General features: G+C 55.7%; 3 protein-coding genes. 2 read left to right on the top strand and 1 reads right to left on the bottom strand.

Annotated features, from left to right (window positions below):
* Positions 1–848 (bottom strand): hypothetical protein (locus PN477_RS16105; protein WP_272147450.1); only part of this gene is annotated, 848 nt, incomplete at its 3' end.
* A 237-nt stretch (positions 849–1,085) separates the two neighbouring features.
* Here PN477_RS16105 and PN477_RS16100 point away from each other — a divergent pair.
* Together PN477_RS16100 and polA are read left to right on the top strand one after the other, a co-directional pair.
* Positions 1,086–1,280, top strand: coding sequence for a hypothetical protein (locus PN477_RS16100; protein WP_072620104.1), 195 nt, complete (start codon positions 1,086–1,088; stop codon positions 1,278–1,280).
* A 56-nt stretch (positions 1,281–1,336) separates the two neighbouring features.
* A complete protein-coding gene (gene polA / locus PN477_RS16095; RefSeq protein WP_272117489.1) occupies positions 1,337–4,222 on the top strand; it encodes a DNA polymerase I in 2,886 nt (961 codons plus the stop codon).
* Positions 4,223–4,622 lie beyond the last annotated feature (400 nt).

Here is a 4,622-nt window from a genome sequence, read left to right as displayed (position 1 = left end):
TCGGGGGTTTCAGGAACTTCAGGCGTTTCAGGAACTTCAGGCGTTTCAGGAACTTCAGGCGTTTCAGGAACTTGGGGCGTTACGGGAATTTCAGGGGTTTCAGGAACTTCAGGAATTTCAGGAACTTCAGGAATTTCAGGGGTTTCGGGCGTTTCAGGGGTTTCGGGAACTTGGGGCGTTACGGGAGGGAGTGCGGTGATTTGGGTGGGAATGCGATCGCTGGCTGATCCGGCATAGCTAATCACGCAGGTTTGGGCCGTTGAGCCACTTTCTACACCACAGGCCACGCCAACACTACGATAGGCAGGATTAAAAAGGGCTTGGCGGCGGGGGCGATCGCCTTGACCGTCATCAACGAGTAAACGAGCCACGAGGAGGAGGGGGCTGGGCGTGCCGCCGATGCTTTGGGTGAAGGTGGTGGCATTGTTAGCGAGGATTGTGCCGGTCATGGCGGCGCTGAGGGCGGAGGCGGAGGCATCGCTCAGACTGGGGGACACATCCAGGGGCAGTGCGGGGCGAAAGGTTTGGAGGACGGCGATCGCTTCATCGAGGGCTTCCACCCCTTCGGCGAGGGTGATCGGGTCTTCACCGGGAAAGATGAGTTGATTGTCGCTATAGTAGGCGCGGAGGGTGGCGAGCCATTGGGCATACCGTTGAGGATTGGAGCGGGCCCGGTTTAACTCCTGAACGACTTTGTACTCAACCACGGATAACCCCGAATTCTGGGCGGGGATTTGGGCAACAGGTCGGGACGGCTCACGCTCTAGCTGGGCGCGGGCCGGATCAGCTATGCCTTGGAGGAGCACTCCACAAGAGAGGGCGATCGCGCAACGTCGGATGAAAAACATAGTGATGATAGTCAGCGAGTAGGATAGTCGTTGAATGGATGATAAACGGTGCTCAACAGGTGAAAATCGGGGAATGGGGAACCGAGCGACTGGGGGCAATGGGGGCTAGCTTGGTCAATGATACGCTCTGGAACGATCTCAAAGAGCCTTGCACTTTAGACCAAGTTTTGATGCTATTCTGTGATTTAATTTAACAAATTTGTAACAATTACCCTACCCAGTACAGTCCTCCCTGCCATGAAACTTGCCGAGATTCAACATGCGATCGCTCAAGAAACCTCAACCCTTGAGACCAAAATCGAGAAACGCAAGTGCATCCTCGATACCTATGTAGGGGACCCCACTCGCCTCCGCATTGAGATGGAAAAATGGAAATCTGAGCTTGAAGTGTGGCACAAGTGCCGCAACTGGATTGAGCAAGTGGATGGCTAAGCGGAAATCCCGCAGCGGATTCTAACAAGAGAAGGCAGCGCGATCGCTTAGGATAAATGGGTGTTCTTGATCCAAATCGTGCCTTGACCTCCTCCACGCTCCTGCTCATTGATGGCCATTCCCTCGCCTTTCGCTCCTACTACGCCTTTGCAAAAAGTAGTAGCGGCGGCCTCCGCACGGCGAGCGGCATCCCCACCAATGTCTGTTTTGGGTTCCTCAAAGCCCTCTTGCAGACGATGCAGGCCCATCAACCGGACTATTTAGCGATCGCCTTCGACCGCAGAGAACCCACCTTTCGCCACGAACTCTACAACCAGTACAAAGGCAGCCGCAAGCCCCCCCCGGACGACTTCCGCCCCGATCTCGAAAATCTCCAAGCCCTCCTTGCCCTGATGCAGATTCCGGTGCTCACCCAAGCGGGCTACGAGGCGGATGATATTTTGGGAACCCTAGCACGGCAGGGCAAAGCGGCCGGGGTGGGGGTGAAAATTCTCAGTGGCGATCGCGATCTATTCCAACTCGTGGATGATCCCGCCGCGATCAGCATCCTCTACTTTGAACACCGATTCACAAAAAGCAGCATCGCCGGAGCCACGGAATACAACGAAGCCCTCGTGCGCGAAAAATTCGGGGTACGTCCCGATCAGGTGATCGACTACAAAGCCCTCTGTGGTGATAAATCCGATGATATTCCGGGGGTGTTGGGCGTGGGGGAAAAAACCGCCCAGAAGCTACTTGCCCAGTACGACACCCTCACGGCGGTCTATGACCATCTCGACGAAATCACCGGGGCGGTGCAGGGGCGACTAGAGCGCGATCGCGCCAACGCCTTCCTCTCCCAACAACTGGCCACCATCAACCAAGCTGTACCCCTCAGCGTCACCCTTCCCGACCTCACCCTCCCCAGCCTCGATCGCGACAGGATTCTCCCTGAACTCCAACGCCTCGAACTCAACCAACTCGCTCAACAGTTCGACCAATGGCAGCAGCAATTCGGCAGCACTGACCCCAGCCCCACGGCGGACGACATCACCTTTTTTACCTACGCCGAAACCCAAGCCGCCCAAGCGGTTCAACCTGCCGCCATTACCCCCCAGATCATCAACAGCGACACCAAACTCGCCGCCCTGATCACCACACTCCACACCTGCACCGACCCCGCCCACCCCGTCGCCTGGGACACCGAAACCACCGGACTCGACACCTACACCGCCCACCTCGTCGGCCTGGGCTGTTGCTGGGGAACCGACCCGGATCAGGTCGCCTATATTCCCGTCGGCCACACCCAGGGCGAACAATTACGCTGGGATCGGGTGCGATCGCACCTCGCCCCCATCCTCACCAGCGCCGACTATCCGAAAGTCTTCCAAAACGCCAAATTTGACCGCCTTGTTTTGAAACATCATGGCCTGGAATTAAACGGCGTTGTCTTTGATCCAATGTTGGCGAGTTATGTGCTACGTCCCGATAGTGAACATAATTTAACGGCCCTTTCCCGCCGCTATCTAGGCGATATTGAAGCCCAACATTATAGCGATCTCAAGATTCCCAAAGGTCAAACCATTGCCGATCAACCCATCGAGAAAATCGCGATTTATTGCGGTTTAGATGCCTACGCCACCTATCACCTGGTGGAACCGTTGCGAGCGGAATTACAGCACCTTCCGGAACTGGAAAAACTGTTTGATCAGGTGGAATTACCCCTAGAACGGGTTTTGTCTGATATGGAATCCCTGGGAATTCGTATCAATCAAGACTATTTAAAAACCCTCTCCGACCAGTTAGCCCACCAACTCGCCGCCATTGAAACCCAAGCCTACGAGGATGCGGGAGAAGAGTTTAACTTAGGATCGCCGAAACAACTGAGCCAACTATTATTTGAAACCTTGGGCTTAAGTACCCGCAAAAGTCGGAAAACGAAAACCGGATATTCCACGGATCACGCCACCTTGGAAAAATTGCAGGGGGATCATCCGGTGATTGATTGCATTTTGAACTATCGCACCTTGTCAAAGTTGAAGTCTACCTATGTGGATGCGTTGCCCCTGTTGGTGAACCCGGAGAGCGATCGCATCCATACCGACTTTAACCAAGCCGTCACCAGTACCGGGCGGCTCTCTTCCTCTAACCCCAACCTGCAAAACATCCCGATCCGCAGCGAATTTTCCCGCCAAATTCGCCAAGCCTTCCTCCCCCGTGAGGGCTGGCTCCTCGTCGCGGCGGACTATTCCCAAATCGAACTGCGCATCCTCGCCCACCTCAGCCAAGAACCGATCCTCCTCGATGCTTACCAACGCGGCGATGATGTCCATGCGGTCACGGCGCGGCTCCTGTTTGACACGGACGAGGTGACCCCCGATCAGCGGCGGTTGGGGAAAACGATTAATTTTGGGGTGATTTATGGCATGGGGGCGCAGCGGTTTGCGCGCGAAGCGGGGGTGAGTGCGACGGAGGGGCGCGAGTTTATCGACCGTTATCGCGATCGCTATGCCCAGGTTTTCGCCTATTTAGAACGCCAAAAACGCCAAGCGATCGCCCTCGGTTATGTGGAAACCCTCCTCAAACGGCGACGCTATTTTAATTTTGGCGATCGCTCTGTCACCGCCCTCCGGGGCAGCGATCCCGATGCGATCGATCTAGAGTCCCTCAAACGCCTGTCCCTGGGTGATTCTCAACTGCTCCGCGCCGCCGCCAACGCCCCGATCCAAGGCTCCAGCGCCGACATCATCAAAATCGCCATGGTCAACCTCCATCGCGCCCTCGAACCCTACCGCGCCAACCTCCTCCTCCAAGTCCATGATGAACTTGTCCTCGAAGTTCCCCCCGACGAATGGGACAGCCTCGAACCCCTAATCCGCTCCGTCATGGCCGCCGCGTTAACCCTAGAGGTTCCCCTCAACGTAGACATCCACGCCGGCGCAAACTGGATGGAGGCGAAATAACCCCGCCCCTATCGCCCTAGTACCACGGCACACGTTAATCGGTGGGTTACGGCGGATTGCTGGATTGCAGTGATAGCGCAATTTTAAGCCACCTAACCCACCCTACTGGATTGACACGGCTAAAGTAAGGCATTAAGTAGGGTGCTGTTAGCGCAGCGTAACGCACCAAGCACGGATATTTCAGCGATCGCACGCAGTCATTGCATAACTTCAGACGTGTCACGGCACACGTTAATCGGTGGGTTACGGCGGATTGCTGGATTGCATTGATGGCGAGATTTTAAGCCGCCTAACCCACCCTACTGGATTGACACGGCTAAAGTAAGGCATTAAGTAGGGTGCTGTTAGCGCAGCGTAACGCACCAAGCACGGATATTTCAGCGATCGCACGCAGTTAATC

Origin of the sequence: Spirulina subsalsa CS-330 (genome assembly GCF_028330765.1) — a bacterium.
Lineage (GTDB): Bacteria > Cyanobacteriota > Cyanobacteriia > Cyanobacteriales > Spirulinaceae > Spirulina > Spirulina subsalsa_A.
Note: the sequence above shows the minus strand (reverse complement) of the source record. Positions and strands in the feature narration are given on the sequence as shown.